Below are 19,878 nucleotides of genomic sequence, written 5' to 3' on the forward strand. Positions count from 1 at the left end.
CGTCTCTCCTTTTATGGTTGGGCTATTAACCTTACTTCATCACCCATTTCCACATTAAGTGCAGCGGCAACCTCAGCGGTCATCATGGCTTGTCCTTGTGCAGTAATCGCAATAGGAGCCACAACCGCTCGAAACCCTGCTAACTGACCATTTGAGATAAGATAATGTTGTTGGCTGCTATGTTCACCAATATTGACCGAATAACGCTGCGAATGACGCACAGTTTCAATATTACGCACGTCACATTCAACACTAGGACCGGCATCAAAAATATCAACATAACCGCGACAACAAAATCCTTCTTGTTCTAACAGTTGTAACGCGGGACGAGTATTGGTATGTACTTTCCCAATCACCGCTTGTGCTTCTTTGCTGAGTAAATTGACGTAAATCGGTAATTTCGGCATTAAATCAGCAATAAAGCCTTTGCGACCAATACCGGTTAAATAATCTGCATAAGTAAAATCAATCGAAAAGAAATGCTCTTTCAACCATTGCCAAAAAGGGGAATTCCCCTGTCCATCAGAGACACCACGCATTTCAGCAAAAGCCACCTTAGCAAATCGCTGTTGATGATCAGCCATCAATAAGAAACGTGACTTTGACAATAAGCGTCCGTTAGTACCTTGACGCCACTCGGGCAATAAAAATAAGCTACACAGCTCAGTTTCCCCAGTGTATTGGTTACCCAATGTCAGTACCTTAACGATGTTGTGTACGCCTAACTGACGCGAAGCATGGGTCACCGTACTTAAATGGTAATTATAAAAAGGCACATCAAGTCCAACCGTCGCTTCAATTGCTGTTGTACCAACGACTTGATTGGTATCACTATCAACGGCGACCAATAGATAACTTTCCTGGCCTGGAGAGGTAACACTGGCATTAAAACTGGCTTGAGAATGTTGGATACGGCGACGAAGTAAATCTTCATTGATGGGTAATGATGTAAAACCATGACCAGAGGCTTCTGCACATTGCATCAGTGCAGGATAATCAGCGGCAGTAATAGGACGAATAATGAGCATGGCATTCCCTCCTAAATATAGACAATGACTCCTGCCATTGTCTCGCTCAACATCAGCGTTAGAATGGGGCTATTGGTGTTAACTAACCCCGTAATAGCAATTCAATCACAGCTCAGCAGAATGCAGTTCATATAACGTTGCAATTGCCGCTTCTAAGCGTTGCATTCCTTCATCGATATCTTTTTTATCAATTACCAATGAAGGCGTAAAGCGCACCACATCAGTGCCCGCAACTAATACCATTAACCCTTCTTTACCTGCGGCAACTAAGATATCTCGTGCTCGGCCTTGCCATTGTGGGCATAACACCGCCCCAAGTAATAACCCTTTACCGCGAATTTCACTAAAAATAGGATAACGATGATTAATCTGCATGAGCCCATCACGGAACCATTGTTCGCGCTGTTTCACGCCGGCTAATACTGCGGGCTGACTAATGGTATTGATCACCGCTTCAGCAACCGCACACGCAAGAGGATTACCGCCATAAGTTGAACCATGGGTACCCACTTTAAGATGGGCTGCAAATGCCGTTGTTGTCAGCATTGCAGCAACAGGGAAGCCGCCACCTAATGATTTTGCTGTGGTCAAAATATCTGGGGTAACACCAAGACCTTGGTAAGCAAACAAGTCTCCCGTACGGCCATTACCCGTTTGCACTTCATCAAAGATCAACAGCGCATGGTGTTTATCACACAGCTCACGTACCCCTTGCACGAACTCAATCGTTGGGCTAATGACCCCACCCTCACCTTGTAAAGGCTCCATCATCACAGCACAGGTTTTATCTGACATTAATTCAGCAATTGCCGCTAAATCATTATAAGGAATATGGGTAACTGCTTGGGGTTTAGGACCAAAACCATCGGAATAAGTACTTTGGCCACCGACCGTCACGGTAAAAAAGGTACGTCCATGAAAACCATGATGAAAGGCGATAATTTGATCTTTATCGGCACCAAAGTTATCAACGGCATAACGACGCGCTAATTTTAATGCGGCTTCATTGGCTTCTGCGCCAGAGTTAGCGAAAAAGACTTTATCAGCAAAAGTGAGTTGGGTCAGTGTGTCAGCTAAGCGCAACGCGGGCTCATTGGTCATCACATTACTTAAATGCCACAATTTTTGTGCTTGCTCTGTTAATGCTTCCACCAGCACCGGATGGCAATGGCCCAAACAACTGACCGCAATCCCCCCCGCGAAATCAATATATTCCCGTTGCTGTTGATCCCATAAGCGCGAGCCTTGTCCACGAACGGGAATAATATCCATCGGCGCATAGCAAGGTACCATGACCTCATTAAACAATGAACGTTGCAGCTTCTCTTCTGTTGCCATCACACTATCCTTCTGTGCTGTATGCCGTATTATTAATAGTATTTACATTTTATTAACCTTTTGCCAAGCAAGTTAATGCTTTTTATTTCAGCAAAAGTGTTAATAAATGAATACACTAGCAATAGTTATGCATTATTTACGGAAGATTATTAACCACTATCATTGACCAACACTCTTTCCTCTAAGGAAATAATTCTTATCAAATGCATAAAATTGCATTTCAACAAAAACGAAACGACTCAAATAACGAAGATACGCAGTGATAACAACAGAAAAGCGTACTTACTCACGCAGTAATAAGTACGTTAGAAGAACAGTAGAGGAATTAGCGTTGCAGAAAATTAGCCAGCAATTGATGGCCTTGTTCGGTCAAAATGCTTTCTGGATGAAACTGTACCCCTTCAAGTGCCAGCGTTTTATGTCGAATACCCATAATTTCATCAAATTCACCGTTTAATTCTGTCCAAGCGGTGATCTCAAAACAATCAGGTAATGTTGCCGCTTTAACGACCAAGGAATGGTAACGCGTCACTGTTAGAGGATTATTAAGCCCCTTAAAAACACCACAATCAGTATGATAGATAGGTGACGTTTTACCGTGCATAACTTGGCGAGCACGTACTACATCGCCGCCAAATACTTGCGCAAGTGATTGGTGCCCAAGACACACACCGAGAATCGGTAATTTACCTGCGAAATATTCAATAGCTTGCAAAGAGATACCCGCTTCATTAGGCGTACAGGGACCAGGAGAAATGACTAAATGCGTGGGAGCTAACGCCTCAATTGCCGCAATATCAATTTCATCATTACGCACAACAACGACTTCAGCGCCTAATTCACAAAAGTATTGATAAAGGTTGTAAGTAAAGGAATCGTAGTTATCAATAAGTAACAACATACTACAACTAAGCTCTTATTCTTTTACTGCCAACGGCAGTAATTAACCCGCGATAAAAAAGCAGAGCCTTAGCCCTGCTTTATTATCATTGTTATTGCCTGCACTTATGGGCGAGCAACAAAACCGACTGCATGATAAGCTTTTTTCAACACTTCAGCAGCACGCGCAGATGCTTTATCCGCACCGGCTTTCATCACGCTATCAAGGTAAGCACGATCATGACGAATGCGTTGGTATTCAGCCTGTACAGGCTCAAGCATTGCGACTAATGCTTCACCGACATCTTTCTTAAATGGACCATACATTTCAACACCAGCATACTGCGCTTCAATTTCAGCAAACGTTTTGCCTGTTGCGCCAGAATACAAGCCCATTAGGTTTGAAATACCCGCTTTTTGTTCAATATCATGCGCGATACGAGGCGGCATTTCTGCGTCTGTTTGCGCTTTATTGATTTTCTTTAGAATTGACTTAGGATCTTCAAGTAACGTAATAACGTTCTTACGGTTATCATCTGACTTCGACATTTTCTTAGTCGCATCTTGTAAGCTCATTACGCGTGCACCTACCGTTGGAATATACGGTTCAGGTACTTGGAAAATTGGGCTTTGCTCTGTGCCATAAAGATTATTAAAACGGGTTGCGATATCACGTGCTAACTCTAAATGTTGCTTCTGATCGCTACCTACAGGCACTTGATGGGCGCCATACAATAAAATATCGGCAGCCATCAGTACTGGATAACCAAATAAACCCGCGTTAACGTCATTTGCGTGACGGGCTGATTTATCTTTAAACTGAGTCATGCGGCTTAGCTCACCCATTTGGGTATAGCAATTTAATAACCAGCCCAACTGTGCATGCTCAGGTACGTGAGATTGTACAAACAAGGTGCTTTTCTTTGGATCAACACCAACGGCTAAGCAAATCGCAAGAGCATCGAGAGTTGCTTCATGAAGGGCTTTGGGATCTTGGCGTACAGTAATGGCATGTAAATCAACCACGCAGTACTGACAATCATAATCATCCTGCATCTGTTCCCACTGACGCAGCGCACCAAGGTAGTTGCCGATACTCAATTCACCAGAAGGCTGTACGCCACTTAATACAATGGGTTTACTCATGATCAGGCTGTCCTGTTAATATCTGTAATTGTATTGACGATAGGTGCTGATAACACCGTTACCTGCACCTAATGTTATTGATTTTTTAGTGTACACCGTAATGTACTAGCAGCCTAGTTTAACCACATCAAGTAATTGCTTGAAGTGATCACAAACAACATCTGGCTGACTATCACTGATCGGTTGACCATAGTTATAACCATAAGTCAGCCCAAGCGAGCGACAACTGGCAGCTTGTGCCGCTAAAATATCGTTACGCGAATCACCCACCATCAGCAATTCAGTGGCTGCAACATGGTGTTTTTCCATCAACCAATGTAATGCGTAAGGATCTGGCTTTTTCAATGGAAAGGTATCACCGCCAATCACATCAACAAAGTAAGCACTCAAACCATGTTCTTCAAGTAAGTGAGGCACAAATTGTGATGGCTTATTCGTCACCACTGCCATCAAAACACCCGCTTGGTGTAAATCAGCTAGCGTCGTTTTCACATCCGCATATAGCGCACTTTTTTGATGACCACCCGCGGCATAATAATGATCAAATAGTTCACGCGCTTGACGCTGTAATTGCGGATCAATCTCAGGATCAATATCGATACTACGGCTTAATGCGCGACCAATTAAAATATCAGCCCCGTTGCCAATCCAAGTCGTCACCTGTTCAACCGTCACACCTTCACGGCCAAGATGACGCATAGTCAAATCAGCCGCATCGGCTAAATCAGGTACGCTATCTAACAACGTACCGTCTAAATCAAACGCTATAAATTTAATATTTTCAATCATGTTTTCAGAAACCATTAACGCTTAGCCTCAGCTAACTGTGCACGCATATTATCAATCGCAATTTTATAATCAGGTTCATTAAAAATAGCAGACCCCGCAACAAACATATCCGCACCTGCTGCTGCGATTTCCGCAATATTATTAACGTTAACACCACCATCCACTTCTAAACGAATATCTCGCCCTGAAGCATCAATACGCTGACGTACTTGACGTAATTTATCTAACGTACTTGGAATAAATGATTGACCACCAAAACCAGGATTTACTGACATGATCAAAATCATATCCACTTTATCCATAATGTAATCAAGGTGGTGTAATGGTGTTGCTGGATTAAATACCACCCCAGCTTGGCAACCATGTTCTTTAATCAGTTGCAAACTACGGTCAAGGTGATCGGTCGCTTCAACATGAACAGTGATCATGCTAGCGCCTGCTTTGGCAAAATCAGGAATAATACGATCGACAGGTTTTACCATTAAATGAACATCAATCGGCGCGGTAATACCATAATCGCGTAATGCTTGACAGATAGGCGCACCAAACGTCAGGTTAGGGACAAAGTGATTATCCATAACATCAAAATGCACCACATCAGCACCAGCGGCCAATACGTTTGCTACATCTTCACCTAAGCGGGCAAAATCAGCAGACAAAATAGATGGAGCGATCAAAAAGTCCTTCATGGTTAGCCTCTTTACACTAGCGATAAAAACACAGGCTCGGCGTACCAAGCTCATAAATTGCTGTCAGTCTACCCGATCCCCTAGGTGTTGTCTTAATGGATTTATTTATTACTGTAGTTAGCCATAATTATCAGTGTTACTACCAACATAGGCACTACAATCTAGCTAGCATTTAAATAAAACACTCACAGGAAAGTTGATGAATAAACACAGCAAAGCGATGTGGCAAATAATAAAGAGTGTCTTAGCTGCATTGTTTGGGGTGCAATCACAACAACAGCACCAACAAGACTTTCAACATTCAAGTCCATGGTTATTTATTGTCATTGGAGGGATTGTTATCGTGCTGCTAGTGAGCATATTGATTGCTATCGCTCATCAAGCAATAGCAATCTAAAAGCAGGGAGGGTTATTCGTTATCGGCAATAAGCGGGGTTTTAAATAACGCCAGTAGTTCATCAACCTTATTGCGGCTACTGCCATTACGACTAATCGTGCGCTTAACCCTTACTACGGATAAATCAGCACCGGTATATAAACGGCGGGTTAACGGCGTATCATGATTAGAAATCAATACCGCTATATCACGTTCAGTCGCGGCTTTCTCTGCAATATTAGCTAAGGTCGCCTGATCATCCAAACTAAAGCCATTACCAGAATAAGAGGTAAAATTAGCCGTAGTTGATAATGGCGCATACGGTGGATCGCAATAAATCACACTGCCTTTACGCGCCCGTGAAAATGTCTGGCTGTACCCTTCACAAATAAACGTCGCACGTTTAGCTTTTTCTGAAAAATAATACATTTCAGCTTCAGGGAAATACGGTTTTTTGTAAGAGCCAAAAGGCACATTAAACCCGCCCTTTTTGTTATAACGGCATAAGCCATTAAAACCATGTCGATTAAGATAGAGAAAATAAATCGAACGCTGGTAAGGATCAGTACTGTTATTAAAGTCTTCTCTAATACTCAAGTACGCCGCTTTAGTATTATATTCAGGCGTAAATAATCGACGTACATCTTCAATGTATCGCTCAGGCTCTTGCTTAATAATATTATATAAATTAATCAGATCTGGGTTGATATCTGCCAGTAAGTAATGCTCATAATCAGTATTTAAAAACACCGAACCAGCACCTACAAAAGGCTCAACCAATTTACGCGCAGGCGGTAGGTGTCGTTTAATATCCTCGACCAGAGAGTACTTACCCCCAGCCCACTTCAGGAATGCACGATGCTTTTTCATTAAGCTGACCCACCACCACTTACAAGAATGTCACGAAAGGTCGCGGATTGTACCTCATTTACACCCTGCGCTGATACCAATTCACATAAATAACTACTATTTATGGCTTTATTTTAAGCGATCTATTTCTTGCGTGATCTTACGATAAGATTTTAACCATGGTTTTAGCTGTTGTAATGCAGGTGATAATTGATTTTTTGCAGTGCGTGCCTGACTCGCGGTAGCGTAATCTCCGGTCACAACAATAAACCATGACTGCTGATTACGTACCGTTTGGTAAACTATCGCATCCATTACATTATGGGTTGTAATAAATTCTGCAGCGGCGGCAAGGCTCTGAGTTGCCGCCAGTTGTAACGCATAATGTGTTGGCTTTACGGCAATTAATCGTTGTTTATCTGCGGCTAATTTAAGTGACCAATCTAACTTAGAGACAGGCGATGATGTAACACTAACAGCCGCTGGCGTTTTGATTGCTTCTGTCGCAATGACAGGCGATTTTTCAGTCATTTCTGTAGCTTCTGTAGCTTCTGTAGCTTCTGTAGCTTCTGTAGCTTCTGTAGCTTCTGTAGCTTCTGTAGCTTCTGTAGCTTCTGTAGCTTCTGTAGCTTCTGTAGCTTCTGTAGCTTCTGTAGCTTCTGTAGCAGCAGGATGATCGTCCAACGTGTGATCGTCAATAATGGCATCAATTTGTTGATCAGAGATAACAACCCGCTCTTGACCCTTGATGTCATCTTGACGCCCCACAGTTAACCCCTGTGGATTAACTTGTGGTGGTAATGGCTCTTTATCAATTGTTACCGCCGCAGGCACAGGAGGCTGAGGTGCCGTTATCGTTGCAGATGCAGACTCACTACCAGAGCGGGATGCCATAAAGAAATAACCGCCCGCAATTAAAACAATGATCACGCCACCAATTACAATCGGTAATAACGGCTTCTTTTTCATATTTGAATTCATGGTTATCCCTTCTGCTTGCGGAAGATTATGTAATACGCCCGGACGAGGAAGCGCCATTAGTAAGCGCTGTTTTAATGAACGCCGACAAGGGGCATCTAATCCATCGGACGTCATTAGCATATCACTAAATAGCATCACTTCTTGCTGACTAAAATCATCAATATCAAGTTCAACAGGAGTAATACCTGAGCCATGAGCGACATGGGCTAAAGTTTGATTCAACTCGCCACGATTGGCAAATAGCACAATATTCAGTTGTCGCTCTGGATGTTGATTGGCATATTGTGCCAATGCCCACAATTCAGCAATTAACGTTGGGCTCAGACACTGGGCGTCATCAATCACCACCATTAATTTATAATGTTGGTTCGCTAATAGATGCTCAACACTCTGACATAAAGAGTCATGTTCATTAAACATAGCGTGGCTAACAAATTGTTGTAGCAGTAAGGTACGATATTGAACGTCTGTTTGTCCATGCTGACACATCAATAATACTTGATGACAATCGGTGGCGTAATCTTCAAGAAAAGCATGGGCAAGCCAAGTTTTACCTGAGCCAGGAGCACCAGAAAGGTGAATAAGGTGAGAGCTAAACCGAGTAATGAACTGTACTCGAGTCAGCAACTGGATCTGACTTTCCAGATCCAGACTTTTTCGTTTTGTCATGCGAGTTATCAATTGGTTACAGTTTAGCGACCAATTACATCCTGAAGCACATCAAAAGGAACATCAGCCACAACCTCAGCACTACCAATCGATGTTGGCAACACTAAGCGTAGCTGACCTGACAATACTTTTTTATCACGCATCATATGCTTAATAAAATCGTCAAAAAACATTGTATCAGGAGCAACAACGGGCAAATTTGCTCGTTGATGTAATGCAATAATACGCATTACATCAGCATCACTGATTAATCCCTGCTTTGCGGCAGTATGTGCTGCGAGAATTGTACCTACTGACACCGCTTCGCCATGCAGCCAATTACCGTAGCCCATTTCTGCTTCAATCGCATGACCAAAGGTATGGCCAAGATTAAGTAATGCCCTAACGCCTGATTCTTTTTCGTCGGCAGCAACAACATCGGCTTTAATTTGACAGCAACGGCTAATGGCGTAACACAACGCCTCGTTATCCAGTGCATGTAACCGTTCGATGTTATTCTCTAACCAAACAAAAAAATCATGATCGGCAATAATGCCGTACTTGATGACTTCTGCCAATCCTGCTGCTAACTCTCGTTGCGGCAAGGTATGTAAACAATAATTATCAATAATCACTGCTTTAGGTTGGTAAAAGGCACCAATCATGTTTTTACCCAGACGGTGATTAACCGCAGTTTTTCCACCAACAGATGAATCAACTTGTGCTAACAACGTGGTTGGCACCTGAATAAAATCAACCCCTCGCTGATAACTCGCAGCCGCAAAGCCAACGATATCACCAATTACGCCGCCGCCTAAAGCAACTAAAATCACATCGCGGCCATAATTACCTTCCAGTAAAAATGTCATGATGTGATTAAACGTATCAAGGGTTTTGTATTGTTCACCATCAGGCAGAGAAAGTAGTGCCACTTGGCACGATAATGAATTGATGGTTGCTATTACCTTATCCGCATATAACGGGGCAACAGTATCATTACTGACCACAACTACTTGCTTGCCTGCAGATATCGCAGATGCAAACAACGCCGAGTTGTCGAACAACTCGGCGCCAATTGAAATAGGGTAGCTTCTGTCATCTAAATTGACATTGATCCGTTCCATGGTCAGCTTCTCTTTTTAATGAATTAACGCTCTTCCAACATCTTGATGATTTGGTTAGCAACTACCTTCGCACTCTGATCATCAGTACGAACAACGTAGTCAGCAACCTCTTCATACAATGGGTTACGCTCTGCTGCTAGTTCTTCAAGTACTTCACGAGGTGTGTCAGTTTGAAGTAACGGGCGTTTTTTATCACGTTGAGTACGAGCTAATTGTTTTTCAATAGTCGTCTCTAGATAAACAACAATACCACGAGCAGAAAGGCGATTGCGGTTCTCTTTGTTAATAACAGAGCCGCCACCCGTTGCGAGAACAATACCTTGTTCTTGTGTTAGGTCATCAATTACAGCTTCTTCGCGAACACGGAAACCGTCTTCACCTTCAACATCAAACACCCAACTAATATCAGCGCCAGTACGTTCTTCGATCACAGTATCTGAATCAAAGAATTCCATATGCAGCTGTTGTGCAAGGTGTCTACCAATAGTGCTTTTGCCGGCACCCATAGGGCCAACCAAGAAAATATTTCGTTTTTCAGCCATTTTTAGCAATTTACGCGCGGTTAATAAAACGACACCACCCGCAGGCTCTATGTAATATAAGCCCGAGGCGCCAAGTTCCTCACATATAATTCGTGATAAGACAGAAAATTATCTCAGGACTGACTACTATTTTGCAATAGCTAGTCGACATCAATCGATATTTTATTAAGCCTGTCTTACCCACAGAGGTTGCCATAATGGCTTACCCGAGGTCAGAGGTCAATCGTATTAAGCTCGTAAATATCCTAATAATTGCCGAATAACATGCTCAACACCCATTCAACGGGCAAAGGTAACCAATAGAAATAAAACAACTTTTAGCGAGACTCACCCTGCTGAAGCATTGTTTAGAAGCATTATCAGCAAGGTGATTAGGTAAGTGAAAAATTATTGCATCACAATCTTTGGCGTCACAAAAATCAATAATTCACGTTTTCCAAGTTCTTCCATTTTATGCCTAAATAATGCACCAAGTACTGGAATATCACCAAGAATAGGCACTTTACGAACACTATTGTTGACTTGATTTTGATAAATACCACCTAATACAACTGTTTCACCGTTATTGACTAACACCTGTGTTCCAATACGTTGCGTTTTAATTGCAACCGCCGTACCGACGCCAGTTGGCACTTCTTCACCTTTACTGTCTTGCGTGACTTCTAAATCCAATACCAATTTATTATCAGGCGTGATTTGAGGGGTTACCATCAAGCTCAGCACCGCCTTTTTAAAATCAACCGACACCGCACCACTTGATGATGCTTCAAGATACGGAATTTCGGTACCTTGCTCGATATAAGCCGCTTTTTTATTGGTGGTCATTAAGCGCGGACTGGAAATAATCTCAGCTTTACGCTCTGATTGTAATGCTGATAATTCTAAATCTAACAATACATTACCCAGTTTTGCCACCTGAAAAGCAATACTAGAAGCACCCGCTTGAGTCGCACCTAAGTTCACATTAAGGAAATCATCAACGGTGGTATCATCAAGCAAACCAGAACTACCAAGGTTACCTTCAATTGAACCACCAATGGTAGTATCACCATCAATACTCGACACGCCCCAACGAACACCAAGCTCATCAATATTACCTTCATCAATGGTAACGATACGCGCTTCAATCTGTACTTGTTTGACTGGAATATCAAGCGCAACTACGATGTCTTTAATACTGGCTATATTCTCAGGAGTATCTTTAATTATCAATGCATTAGTACGTTCATCAACATGCAAAGAACCTCGTTCTGACAGCATTCCCACACCATCACTCGATCCACTTAATAACGCCGAAATGTCCGTTGCCTTGGCATAGTTCACTTGAATAAGCTCAGAGCGTAAACTCGCTAATTCTTGTTGTTTGCGTGCAGTTTCCATCACTTGATGTTCATTAGCCGCTAATTCAGCTTTAGGGGCAACTAATAACACTGAGCCACGGACACGTTTATCTAATCCTTTCGCTTGCAGGATAATATCGAGCACTTGCGGCCATGGCACATTATCTAAACGCAACGTAACGTTACCGCTCACCGTATCAGCAACCACCAAGTTAAAATCATTATAATCAGCTATTAACTGTAAGACATTACGCACCGGAATATCTTGAAAGTTTATAGAGATAGGTTTGCCTTTGTACGACACATTACCTTTGTTTGCCGTTGTTGCCGTTTTAGCTTGAGTACGTTTAATTAACGTCACTTCAAGGTTATTGCCTCGAATACGATAATCGTAATCATAACCACCAGTCATATTAAACATAAACCGCGCCCCACGAGGCACATTGCTAGTATCAATGCTATTAACGACCGTAGCAAAATCAATTACATCTAAAGTGTGTATTTGCTCATTGGTTAACTGAGTATCAAAAATATCCAGCTGTAATTGCTTACCTTGACGGCGAATATCAACCAATGACTGCGGCTGTTTTAACTTAACAGTTAATACGCCTCGACCTTTACCATCACGATGAAATTCAATATCTTGAACTTGATTAGTAATGCCACTCGCTGGCGCTGCTGTAACACTGGTTACCGTCAGCAACCCGCAGCACATTAACCATACACTGACGAAAATCTGGCGGCTAAGCCCCCATGTATTCCCTTTCATAACTCATCCTTGATTAATGCTGAACTAAAGCCAGCTTTGCAGGCCGTGTTAGCCAACAACCTTTGCCATCGGGTAATGTTTCTTCTATTTCAATGAGCTTATCACTCACCTTTATTACTTTGCCGCGATTAAGCCCAACAAACTGTCCTGGCTTAATTTTTACTAACTCGCCTTTAGGGGTATAAACCAGCCCCCACAATTGATGCTGATGTCCAATCGCCCCTTTCATCGAAAGTTGCTCTAATGGAAACGTTTCTAACGGCGTTGGCTTGTGATCAGCTAATGGTTGCCAACAACTACTATTCGCTTGTTTCGCCAATAATAGCTCTGGCCTTGGCCGTAAAAATGGCACTCGTTTACTGGTCATTACAAATGATTCAGCGACAAAAATATAAGGATCAGCCAATGGTTTTACTTTTGCTTTAGCATTGGTATGTGTTTTGGCAATAAACTGCTCAATTGAATCAGTGTTAGCCTGACACCCCATTAATCCGAATCCTAACGGTAACAGCCATAATAGTGTTCTCATAAGATCCTCATTACTGTGGGGTTTTAAAACGGTATGTCGTAGCAGAGACTGTTAACGACAACAATTCATCAAAACCTTGCTTATCCACCCGTCCCAACTCAACATTACGCAAGTTAACTATTCGTGGCAGCTGGGCTATCGCTTCAGCAAACTGACCAATCTGTTGATAAGAGCCCGTTAGCTGCATATTTAGCGGCAATTCATAATAAAGGTCATGTTCGATGCGTGATGCCCACTTAATTGACTGGAAGATCAATCCGTTTTTAACACCAATATCGTTAATACTTGCCAGTAAGCTCGCTAATTCTTGCTCTTCCGGTAATTGCTCTATCACCTCTTGATAGCGACGATTAAGCTCCGCAACTTGTTCTTTTACACGAGGTAAAGCAGCCACTTGAGCAGCACGACTGACCAACTGAGACCGCAACGTTATTTCCTGCTGTTTTTGCTGTTCTAACGCCTCAGTTAATGGTGTTAACCAATACCAATAGCCTAACATTGAGAGCAATATTGCCAACACCGCAGCAATTAAACCTTGTGGCAATAATGGCCATTCCGTGATTTCATCAAGCTCTAATTCACGCCAATCAATCATTGTTTTTCTCCACTATTGCAGTAGGAAAGGTCGCCTTTAACGGCTTGTTATTAATTACTGGCGTAGTTAAATCAAAAGAGGCATTGAACTGTGATTTTTGCTGTTTATCTGCACTTTTAGTGGTAACTAAAGAGTGCATCTCAATATTTTGAAACCACGGTGATTGCTCCGCTTTACCTAATAACGCGGCAAGGTGGCCATTGGTATCACCAAAGCCGTCAACTTTGACCCGCTGCGAAGCTAAATTGACGCCATCTAGATATACGCCAGCGGGTACCACTTCGGGTAACTGATTAAGTAACTGCGTGACGCGATTACGCGATAATTGAATATCGACAATCACCTTTAATCGCAACTCAATAGCATCACGCTGTTTATCTAATAACGGTAAGAAAGCCAATCGCTGCTCTAAGCTGTCCAATTCTTGCTGTAACTGATCATTACGGCTTTGCTGCTGCAATTGTTGATTTTCAATGTATTCACCAATTGCGCCATTCCCTATAAAGGCCACCACCACACTGACCAACAATAACCCGATAAAACGCTGTTTATGTTGTTTGCGCCGCTGCTCTCGCCACGGCAATAGATTGAGTTTATCGATCATGCTAGCCCTCGCAGTGCTAAGCCTGTAGCAACGGCATATTGACTCGACATCGAATGCGGTAATTCAACTTTTTTAGCACAGCTAAAATGCTGAAATGGGCTCACCCAGGTTACATCCAGTCCAATCAAACGTTGCAGCAAAGATTCAGACACCAAACTTTGCCCGCCGCCACAGAGCCATAAACCTTTAATGCCACTACGCGGATGAGTTGAGTTATACAATTGAATTTGGCGCTTTAATTGTTCCGCTAATTGTTTGGTAAATTGTTCTGAATGGTTGCTTCCAAGATCGGTTACTGCTTCTTGATCCTCAAACAAACCCGTACCAAATCGAATTTCACGATGATAAGCCGCACTACCTTGAGGTTTCATACAAAACTCAGTATGACGTTTACCTACATCAACGACGCCCCATTGGTTATAATGGCTGCCCATTTCAGCAAGGTATTCCGCTAACCATAATAAAGCATGAGTTTGCAGTTCCATTACCTTAGGCTTAAAACCTAACTTTAATAATGAGTTTAAACGGTTATCTATAGTCTCTCGGCGAGAAGCAAACACTTGAAATGGTGTCGTCGACGCTGAGTCACTAAAGCGATCACTGATAAGAGGAAAATAATCGAAACACAGCTCTTCCACCGGGAACGGCGAAGCCGCACCCAATGCTTGCACTATGGCGAATTCAGCCTCTTCTTCGCTGAGGTTGGTATCTAATTGAACAACTTTGCTGATCACAGCACTATCAGGTAAGGCTAAGGTAACGGCTTTGGCTTGCCATGGTAATTGCTTTTTAATTTGACGCATTGCTGACAACAGCTCAGCATTATTCACGCTATGCTGATCGTTTATGACAGTTTTAGTCAATTCAACTTCAACAAATGCAGCTAACTCAAACTGCTCTTTTTTTTGTTGTAGCACCACAGCTTTTATACTGTGATTACCAATATCTACCCCAACACTTAATGGGTTCCGAAACATCCGTGTTATGCTCCCATGTGGCGAAAAAACAAACTATTTCGAATAAACACCATCAACGGCATTAATTAATTTTTTGTTATCTTTATACTTGAAGGTAAAAGATAATAGATAATGACCGCCAGAACGATGGCGTAACGGGAAATCTCAAGTGAAGTTCATAAAGCGATTACTAATACTTGCAATAATTTGCATCACTCTTGGAGTGGGTACAATTTTTGGTTTTTATTTATACCTAAAACCAGACCTACCAGATGTTGCTAAATTAAAAAATATAGAACTGCAAACACCATTAAGGGTGTACAGTGCTGATGGTGAACTGATCTCACAGTTTGGTGAGAAACGTCGTATACCATTAACGCTAAAACAAATGCCACCACTACTGGTCGATGGTTTTATTGCGACCGAAGACAGTCGTTTTTATGAGCATCACGGTGTCGATCCGATTGGTATCGCTCGCGCCGCTTTTGTGATGCTAACCTCTGGTCACGCTCGTCAAGGTGCCAGTACGATCACACAACAGCTTGCACGTAACTTTTTCTTATCCAATAAAAAAACCTTCTCTCGTAAAATTCGAGAAGCATTTATTGCGATTCATATCGAGCAAATTTTAACGAAAGATCAAATTCTTGACCTTTATTTGAATAAAATTTACCTCGGTTATCGTGCTTATGGTGTCGGTGCTGCTGCACAGGTTTACTTCGGTAAAAGTGTTGATGAGCTAACATTAAGTGAAATGGCTGTTATTGCCGGCTTACCTAAAGCGCCATCAACCATGAACCCTATTTACTCCATCGATCGCGCAACAACTCGTCGTAATGTGGTTCTTGATCGTATGTTTAAAGAAGGTTACATCACTCAAGCACAAATGGATCAAGCGCGTTCAGAGCCGATTGTTTCCCATTACCATCGCGCTGAAATTCAATTGTATGCACCTTACGTTGCAGAACGAGCACGTGCATGGATGGTTAACCGTTATGGTGAAGATGCTTACACCAAAGGGATGGATGTTTACACCACCATTAACGCCAAGCTACAACATGCAGCTCAGCAATCTGCCGTTGATAACCTGCTAAGTTACGATGAACGTCATGGTTACCGTGGTGCAACTGCGGTGATATGGAAGCCGGGGCAAACACCACTGAATGCCAATCAAATTGTTGAAAAGCTAAGTAGCCAGCCAACTTACGGTGAGTTAATTCCTGCGGTCGTTACTCAGGTTAAGCAACAAACTGCAACAGTAGTGACCAAACAAGGTCAAACCATAACCTTAAATTGGAATGGTATGAAATGGGCGCGTAAGTTCCAGACAAATAGCGCTCAAGGACCAGCACCAACGACAGCGGCTCAAATCTTAACTGCAGGTCAACAAATCTGGGTTCAAAATAAAGCCACAACAGTTGCAGCAACGGCTGACACCGCCGCGGTAACAACTGACCATTGGGTATTGAGCCAAGTACCAGGAGCCAACACCTCGTTTGTTGCAATGTCACCAAACAACGGCGCCATATTGGCGATGGTCGGTGGTTTTAATTACACCCAAAGTAAGTTTAACCGTGCTACACAGTCAATTCGTCAAGTTGGTTCTGGCATCAAGCCCTTTATTTACTCAGCAGCCATTGAAAAAGGAATGACGCTAGCCACGCTAATTAATGATGCGCCGATAACTAAATGGGATAAATGGCAAGGTACCGCATGGCGACCAAAGAATGCTGATGGTCGTTATGGTGGCCCGACCCGTGCTCGCATTGGTCTAGCACGTTCTATCAACGTAATGGCAATTCGTGTATTACGTCTAGCAGGTTTAGATTTCACCATTAACTACCTCACTCGGTTTGGTTTTAAACGAGCTGATCTTCCTCGCGCAGAACCATTAGCGTTAGGTGCTGGTAGTTTAACGCCACTAGAATTAGCCCAAGGTTATTCTGTATTTGCTAACGGTGGTTATGCGGTTAAACCATTCCTTATCAATAAAGTTGATAATAGTAATGGTGAATTGATCTACAGTGCTAATCCTAAAATTGTTTGTGACGATGTTTGCCAAAGTGAAAATCCACAAGCGAAAATGCAAGTAGCACTCGCAACTGCCGCTCAAAATGCGCCAATCCAAAAAGTGCCATCATCGACAGCTGAAAAACCAACATTGGCACAGTTAGAGCAAGTGATCACACCACCTGAAGTACGTTATGCACCTGAAGTGATCAGTGAGCAAAATGCATTTCTTGTTCGTCAAATGTTGACCAGTAACATTTGGGGTGAGCCCGGTCATCCGTATGGAACTGGCTTTAGAGCTCGCGTATTAGATCGACATGATATTGGTGGTAAAACAGGTACAACTAATGATTCGAAAGATGCTTGGTATACCGGTTTTGGGCCTAATATTGTTGCAACTACTTGGGTAGGTTTTGACGATCACCGTCATGCATTAGGTCGTACTAGCTATAATAAAAACCTTGGTAAAAATCAGGTAATGGGGGGTGAATACGGTGGTAATGCCGCACAACCAGCATGGATTAACTTTATGCGTACTGCATTGAAAAATACGCCAGAGCAACCACTACAGGTTCCTGCTGATATCGTTAAAGTCCGTATTGACCGTGCAACGGGTAAACTGTCTGATCGAGATGGTTCAAGATCAATGTATGAGTATTTCATCAAGGGTACTGAGCCAACACAATCAGCTCGCCAAGTAACCTCTGAGCAAAAGTTTGATACTGAAACGGCTGAAGAGCTATTCTAATTACGGTTTCTAACCGCAATCAAAAAGAGCGCCTATTGGCGCTCTTTTTTTGCTCAAATATCATGTTTGATAATGAGTATTAACTATTGTTGTTTCTTATTGCTGCACATGCTTTTCAAAAATATCAGGCATTTTAGCCTTTATCACTGCTGCTAATTTCTCATAACGTGATTTTAATGGTGAGCCAGGACGATAAGCTAAGGTTATTAAACGGGTTGGCTGTGGATGCTCAGCTTCGATGTAACACACACCATCACGACAATGTTCTTTAGGGGTTGCTAACTGAGGCAATAAAGTAATCCCACTGCCCGCAGCGACCATATTACGTAATGTTTCGAGACTGGTCGCTTTAAAACGACCATCATCACGGGCACCAGCAGCAAAACAAAAACCTAATGCTTGATTACGTAAACAGTGGCCATCTTCCAACATTAATAAGGTTTCACCATGTAAGCGTGACATATCAATTTCTTTCTCTTGTGCCCATTGATGTGTTTCAGGCACTGCAAGCATCATAGGTTCATCATACAAAGGCAACTCAATAAACGGCTCGCTCTCTTTGACTGACGCTAAAATCATGCAGTCGAGCTTACCCTCTTCAAGTTGTTGAACTAATTGATGTGTTTGCGCTTCATGTAAAAACAGCTCTAACTCAGGAAAGGCTTCTTTAAGCGTTGGAATAATTTGCGGCAATAAATATGGACCAACCGTTGGAATAAAGCCAATATGTAACGGGCCGGCCATGCTTTCTCCTTGTAAACTAGCAAGTTCGGTCAATATTTTGACCTCAAGCAACACTTTTTGAGCTTGGGCGACTAAACTCAATCCCGCATCGGTAAAAAGTACGCGACGACTGGTTCGTTCTAACAACGACACCCCTAGTTCATCTTCTAATTTACGAATTTGACCACTTAGGGTTGGCTGACTGACGTAACATGCTTCAGCGGCTTTACGAAAATGCTTATGTTCAGATAGGGCGACAAGGTACTCAAGATCTCGAATATTCATTAGCTAAGGTTACCAATAGGAATCAACTATCAAAACCATAGCAGTAAACGATTAGAACTATCAAGAGTAAAATCGCATAATTACTTCATCAATATGGAGAACATATTTACGAAGCTCCGATTGCATTAAATTTATTTATATTTTTTAAGGAATCACATTATGTTCGCATCTAAAGAAGGTCAGCCAGTACCTCAAGTTACTTTCCACACTCGTAAGGGTGATCAATGGGTAGACGTAACAACTAATGAGTTATTTGCTAATAAAACAGTGGTTGTATTTAGCCTGCCAGGCGCATTTACACCAACATGTTCTTCTAGCCACCTACCTCGTTATAACGAGCTAGCATCAGTATTTGCTGACAATGGCGTTGACGACATTCTATGTGTATCGGTTAACGATACGTTCGTAATGAATGCATGGAAAGCAGATCAAGAAGCAGAAAATATCACTTTTATTCCTGATGGTAATGGTGAGTTCACTAACGGCATGGGCATGTTAGTTGAAAAAGACGACCTAGGTTTTGGTGCGCGTTCATGGCGTTACAGCATGCTGGTTAAAAACGGCGTGGTTGAGAAAATGTTCGTTGAAAACGAAGAACCAGGCGACCCATTCAAAGTTTCTGACGCTGATACAATGTTAAACTACATTGCACCTGAGCAAAAACTACAAGAATCAATCACTGTATTCTCAAAGCCTGGTTGCCCTTTCTGTGTTAAAGCAAAACAGAATCTAATCGACAAAGGCCTACAGTATGAAGAAATCATTCTGGGCAAAGACGCAACCACAGTTTCTCTACGTGCAATTACAGGCCGTAGCACTGTGCCTCAAGTCTTCATCGGTGGTAAACACATTGGTGGTAGCGAAGAACTGGAAATTTTCTTAGGCTAAGCAATAGTCATTAGCTACAAAAAAGCCCTTACTTTACAATAA

19 protein-coding genes are annotated in these 19,878 nt (G+C 42.4%); 3 read left to right on the plus strand and 16 right to left on the minus strand.

All coding sequences use genetic code 11. The features are described 5' to 3' along the window. Positions 1 to 11: 11 nt before the first annotated feature. From astA to rpe, 6 genes are all read right to left on the minus strand, one after another. Entirely contained in the window at positions 12 to 1,028 is a 1,017-nt protein-coding gene (gene astA / locus CZ809_RS17020) for an arginine N-succinyltransferase (protein WP_080158740.1), read from the minus strand. A 105-nt stretch (positions 1,029 to 1,133) separates the two neighbouring features. Then, positions 1,134 to 2,366: an aspartate aminotransferase family protein gene (locus CZ809_RS17025; protein WP_080158741.1), complete on the minus strand. Its 1,233-nt coding sequence runs from the start codon at positions 2,364 to 2,366 to the stop codon at positions 1,134 to 1,136. A gap of 325 nt (positions 2,367 to 2,691) precedes the next feature. After that, entirely contained in the window at positions 2,692 to 3,267 is a 576-nt protein-coding gene (locus CZ809_RS17030; protein ID WP_080158742.1) for an aminodeoxychorismate/anthranilate synthase component II, read from the minus strand. 104 nt (positions 3,268 to 3,371) lie between these two features. Next, positions 3,372 to 4,391 carry a tryptophan--tRNA ligase gene (gene trpS, locus CZ809_RS17035; protein WP_080158743.1) on the minus strand — a complete coding sequence of 340 codons (1,020 nt, stop codon included), beginning with the start codon at positions 4,389 to 4,391 and terminating at the stop codon, positions 3,372 to 3,374. Positions 4,392 to 4,496: 105 nt separating this feature from the next. After that, complete coding sequence (locus tag CZ809_RS17040; RefSeq protein WP_080158808.1) at positions 4,497 to 5,180, minus strand: phosphoglycolate phosphatase; 684 nt, start codon at positions 5,178 to 5,180, stop codon at positions 4,497 to 4,499. A gap of 14 nt (positions 5,181 to 5,194) precedes the next feature. Next, complete coding sequence (rpe, locus tag CZ809_RS17045; protein ID WP_080158744.1) at positions 5,195 to 5,869, minus strand: ribulose-phosphate 3-epimerase; 675 nt, start codon at positions 5,867 to 5,869, stop codon at positions 5,195 to 5,197. 199 nt (positions 5,870 to 6,068) lie between these two features. Between rpe and CZ809_RS17050 the strand changes: the two genes are divergently transcribed. Then, the gene (locus CZ809_RS17050) at positions 6,069 to 6,266 is read left to right on the plus strand and encodes a DUF2970 domain-containing protein (protein WP_080158745.1); all 198 of its coding nucleotides are present in this window, start codon (positions 6,069 to 6,071) and stop codon (positions 6,264 to 6,266) included. Positions 6,267 to 6,278: 12 nt separating this feature from the next. Here CZ809_RS17050 and dam read toward each other — a convergent pair whose 3' ends face one another. The 9 genes from dam to pilM form a co-directional block, all read right to left on the minus strand. After that, positions 6,279 to 7,115 (minus strand): adenine-specific DNA-methyltransferase, encoded by an 837-nt coding sequence (gene dam, locus CZ809_RS17055; protein ID WP_080158746.1) that lies wholly within the window; start codon positions 7,113 to 7,115, stop codon positions 6,279 to 6,281. A gap of 108 nt (positions 7,116 to 7,223) precedes the next feature. Beyond that, positions 7,224 to 8,744 carry an AAA family ATPase gene (locus CZ809_RS17060; RefSeq protein ID WP_080158747.1) on the minus strand — a complete coding sequence of 507 codons (1,521 nt, stop codon included), beginning with the start codon at positions 8,742 to 8,744 and terminating at the stop codon, positions 7,224 to 7,226. Between the two features lie 23 nt (positions 8,745 to 8,767). Next, positions 8,768 to 9,847, minus strand: coding sequence for a 3-dehydroquinate synthase (gene aroB, locus CZ809_RS17065; RefSeq protein WP_080158748.1), 1,080 nt, complete (start codon positions 9,845 to 9,847; stop codon positions 8,768 to 8,770). A gap of 23 nt (positions 9,848 to 9,870) precedes the next feature. After that, entirely contained in the window at positions 9,871 to 10,389 is a 519-nt protein-coding gene (aroK, locus tag CZ809_RS17070; RefSeq protein ID WP_045035958.1) for a shikimate kinase AroK, read from the minus strand. Positions 10,390 to 10,776: 387 nt separating this feature from the next. Continuing rightward, positions 10,777 to 12,498, minus strand: a complete 1,722-nt coding sequence (locus CZ809_RS17075) for a type IV pilus secretin PilQ (RefSeq protein WP_080158749.1) — start codon at positions 12,496 to 12,498, stop codon at positions 10,777 to 10,779. Positions 12,499 to 12,511: 13 nt separating this feature from the next. Then, positions 12,512 to 13,027, minus strand: a complete 516-nt coding sequence (locus CZ809_RS17080) for a pilus assembly protein PilP (protein WP_080158750.1) — start codon at positions 13,025 to 13,027, stop codon at positions 12,512 to 12,514. A 10-nt stretch (positions 13,028 to 13,037) separates the two neighbouring features. Beyond that, positions 13,038 to 13,622 (minus strand): type IV pilus inner membrane component PilO, encoded by a 585-nt coding sequence (locus CZ809_RS17085; RefSeq protein ID WP_080158751.1) that lies wholly within the window; start codon positions 13,620 to 13,622, stop codon positions 13,038 to 13,040. Continuing rightward, positions 13,615 to 14,226: a PilN domain-containing protein gene (locus tag CZ809_RS17090; protein ID WP_080158752.1), complete on the minus strand. Its 612-nt coding sequence runs from the start codon at positions 14,224 to 14,226 to the stop codon at positions 13,615 to 13,617. Before CZ809_RS17090 ends, CZ809_RS17085 begins: the two co-directional genes overlap by 8 nt. Next, complete coding sequence (pilM, locus tag CZ809_RS17095; protein ID WP_080158753.1) at positions 14,223 to 15,203, minus strand: type IV pilus biogenesis protein PilM; 981 nt, start codon at positions 15,201 to 15,203, stop codon at positions 14,223 to 14,225. The genes CZ809_RS17090 and pilM overlap by 4 nt, the downstream gene beginning before the upstream one ends. 148 nt (positions 15,204 to 15,351) lie before the next feature. On the opposite strand from pilM, the gene CZ809_RS17100 reads away from it, so the two are divergent. Then, positions 15,352 to 17,940, plus strand: a complete 2,589-nt coding sequence (locus CZ809_RS17100) for a penicillin-binding protein 1A (protein ID WP_080158754.1) — start codon at positions 15,352 to 15,354, stop codon at positions 17,938 to 17,940. A gap of 96 nt (positions 17,941 to 18,036) precedes the next feature. Here the strand turns inward: CZ809_RS17100 and oxyR are convergent, their stop codons facing one another. Continuing rightward, positions 18,037 to 18,948 carry a DNA-binding transcriptional regulator OxyR gene (gene oxyR, locus CZ809_RS17105; protein ID WP_080158755.1) on the minus strand — a complete coding sequence of 304 codons (912 nt, stop codon included), beginning with the start codon at positions 18,946 to 18,948 and terminating at the stop codon, positions 18,037 to 18,039. Positions 18,949 to 19,107: 159 nt separating this feature from the next. On the opposite strand from oxyR, the gene CZ809_RS17110 reads away from it, so the two are divergent. Continuing rightward, positions 19,108 to 19,836: a glutathione peroxidase gene (locus CZ809_RS17110; protein ID WP_080158756.1), complete on the plus strand. Its 729-nt coding sequence runs from the start codon at positions 19,108 to 19,110 to the stop codon at positions 19,834 to 19,836. Positions 19,837 to 19,878: the final 42 nt, after the last annotated feature.

The sequence above is a fragment of the Photobacterium piscicola genome (assembly GCF_900166965.1).
Classification (GTDB): Bacteria; Pseudomonadota; Gammaproteobacteria; order Enterobacterales; family Vibrionaceae; genus Photobacterium; species Photobacterium piscicola.

Excerpts from the sequence above, each read along its gene's own strand:
- astA (WP_080158740.1), bottom strand. The coding sequence starts at position 1,028 with ATGCTCATTATTCGTCCTATTACTGCCGCTGATTATCCTGCACTGATG.
- CZ809_RS17025 (WP_080158741.1), bottom strand. The coding sequence starts at position 2,366 with ATGGCAACAGAAGAGAAGCTGCAACGTTCATTGTTTAATGAGGTCATG.
- CZ809_RS17030 (WP_080158742.1), bottom strand. The coding sequence starts at position 3,267 with ATGTTGTTACTTATTGATAACTACGATTCCTTTACTTACAACCTTTAT.
- trpS (WP_080158743.1), bottom strand. The coding sequence starts at position 4,391 with ATGAGTAAACCCATTGTATTAAGTGGCGTACAGCCTTCTGGTGAATTG.
- CZ809_RS17040 (WP_080158808.1), bottom strand. The coding sequence starts at position 5,180 with ATGATTGAAAATATTAAATTTATAGCGTTTGATTTAGACGGTACGTTG.
- rpe (WP_080158744.1), bottom strand. The coding sequence starts at position 5,869 with ATGAAGGACTTTTTGATCGCTCCATCTATTTTGTCTGCTGATTTTGCC.
- CZ809_RS17050 (WP_080158745.1), top strand. The coding sequence starts at position 6,069 with ATGAATAAACACAGCAAAGCGATGTGGCAAATAATAAAGAGTGTCTTA.
- dam (WP_080158746.1), bottom strand. The coding sequence starts at position 7,115 with ATGAAAAAGCATCGTGCATTCCTGAAGTGGGCTGGGGGTAAGTACTCT.
- CZ809_RS17060 (WP_080158747.1), bottom strand. The coding sequence starts at position 8,744 with ATGACAAAACGAAAAAGTCTGGATCTGGAAAGTCAGATCCAGTTGCTG.
- aroB (WP_080158748.1), bottom strand. The coding sequence starts at position 9,847 with ATGGAACGGATCAATGTCAATTTAGATGACAGAAGCTACCCTATTTCA.
- aroK (WP_045035958.1), bottom strand. The coding sequence starts at position 10,389 with ATGGCTGAAAAACGAAATATTTTCTTGGTTGGCCCTATGGGTGCCGGC.
- CZ809_RS17075 (WP_080158749.1), bottom strand. The coding sequence starts at position 12,498 with ATGAAAGGGAATACATGGGGGCTTAGCCGCCAGATTTTCGTCAGTGTA.
- CZ809_RS17080 (WP_080158750.1), bottom strand. The coding sequence starts at position 13,027 with ATGAGAACACTATTATGGCTGTTACCGTTAGGATTCGGATTAATGGGG.
- CZ809_RS17085 (WP_080158751.1), bottom strand. The coding sequence starts at position 13,622 with ATGATTGATTGGCGTGAATTAGAGCTTGATGAAATCACGGAATGGCCA.
- CZ809_RS17090 (WP_080158752.1), bottom strand. The coding sequence starts at position 14,226 with ATGATCGATAAACTCAATCTATTGCCGTGGCGAGAGCAGCGGCGCAAA.
- pilM (WP_080158753.1), bottom strand. The coding sequence starts at position 15,203 with ATGTTTCGGAACCCATTAAGTGTTGGGGTAGATATTGGTAATCACAGT.
- oxyR (WP_080158755.1), bottom strand. The coding sequence starts at position 18,948 with ATGAATATTCGAGATCTTGAGTACCTTGTCGCCCTATCTGAACATAAG.
- CZ809_RS17110 (WP_080158756.1), top strand. The coding sequence starts at position 19,108 with ATGTTCGCATCTAAAGAAGGTCAGCCAGTACCTCAAGTTACTTTCCAC.